Raw genomic sequence first — 1,202 nt, forward strand, 5'->3', positions numbered from 1 at the left:
CGCGCTGTGGTGGCGAGGGGGAAGGGCGAGCCGGTCGAGGTGGTCTCGATCGAGGTTCCTGAGCCTGGTCCGGGTGAGGCTGTGGTGGGGGTGCGGGCGTGCGGGGTGTGTCATACGGATTTGCATTACCGGGAGGGGGGTATCGGTGATGATTTTCCGTTTTTGTTGGGGCATGAGGCTGCTGGTGTGGTGGAGGCGGTGGGTGAGGGTGTGTCGGATGTGGTGCCGGGTGATTTCGTGGTGTTGAACTGGCGTGCGGTGTGTGGGGTGTGTCGGGCGTGTCGGCGGGGTCGTGGGCAGTATTGCTTTGATACGCGCAATGCTGCGCGGCCGATGCGGTTGTTGGATGGGACGGCGTTGTCGCCGGCGTTGGGGATTGGTGCGTTCGCGGAGAAGACGTTGGTGCATGCGGGTCAGTGCACGAAGGTGGATCCGGGGGCGCGTGCGGCGGTGGTGGGGTTGTTGGGGTGCGGTGTGATGGCGGGGATTGGTTCCGCGGTGAACACCGGGGGTGTGGGGTTGGGGGATTCGGTTGCGGTGATCGGGTGTGGTGGTGTGGGTGATGGTGCGGTCGCGGGTGCGGCGTTGGTGGGGGCGCGTCGGGTGATCGCGGTGGATCGGGATCCGGTGAAGTTGGAGTGGGCGCGGGGGTTCGGGGCGACGCATGTGGTGAATGCGTCGGAGGTGGATGTGGTGGAGGCGGTGCGGGAGTTGACTGGTGGGCATGGTGCGGATGTGGTGATTGATGCGGTGGGTACGCCGGGGACGTTCAAGCAGGCGTTTTATGCGCGGGATCTTGCGGGGACGGTGGTGTTGGTGGGGGTGCCGACTCCGGAGATGGTGGTGGAGTTGCCGTTGTTGGATGTGTTCGGTCGTGGTGGTGCGGTGAAGTCGTCGTGGTATGGGGATTGTTTGCCGTCGAGGGATTTTCCGATGTTGGTGGAGTTGTTCCAGCAGGGTCGGTTGCCGTTGGAGGATTTCGTGTCTGAGGAGATCGGGTTGGATCAGGTGGAGTCGGCGTTCGAGAAGATGCGTGGCGGGGAGGTCCTGCGCTCGGTGGTGGTCCTGTGATGGCCGTTCGTGTTGATCACGCCACGACGTCGGGGACCTTCTCGCTGGACGGGGAGGTCCACGAGGTCGAGAACAACGCCTGGGTCGTCGGCGACGACTCCGAGTGCGTCGTCATCGACGTCCCGCACGAC

The 1,202-nt window shown here is 64.6% G+C and carries 1 protein-coding gene; it reads left to right on the forward strand.

Going from position 1 to position 1,202, the window contains the following annotated elements:
* Window positions 1-1,071, forward strand: a 1,071-nt coding sequence (locus tag ACL03H_RS23830; RefSeq protein WP_412813545.1) for an S-(hydroxymethyl)mycothiol dehydrogenase, incomplete at its 5' end; no start/stop codon positions are given.
* Window positions 1,072-1,202: the final 131 nt, after the last annotated feature.

The organism is Saccharopolyspora antibiotica, assembly GCF_047200635.1.
In the GTDB taxonomy this organism is placed as follows: domain Bacteria; phylum Actinomycetota; class Actinomycetes; order Mycobacteriales; family Pseudonocardiaceae; genus Saccharopolyspora_C.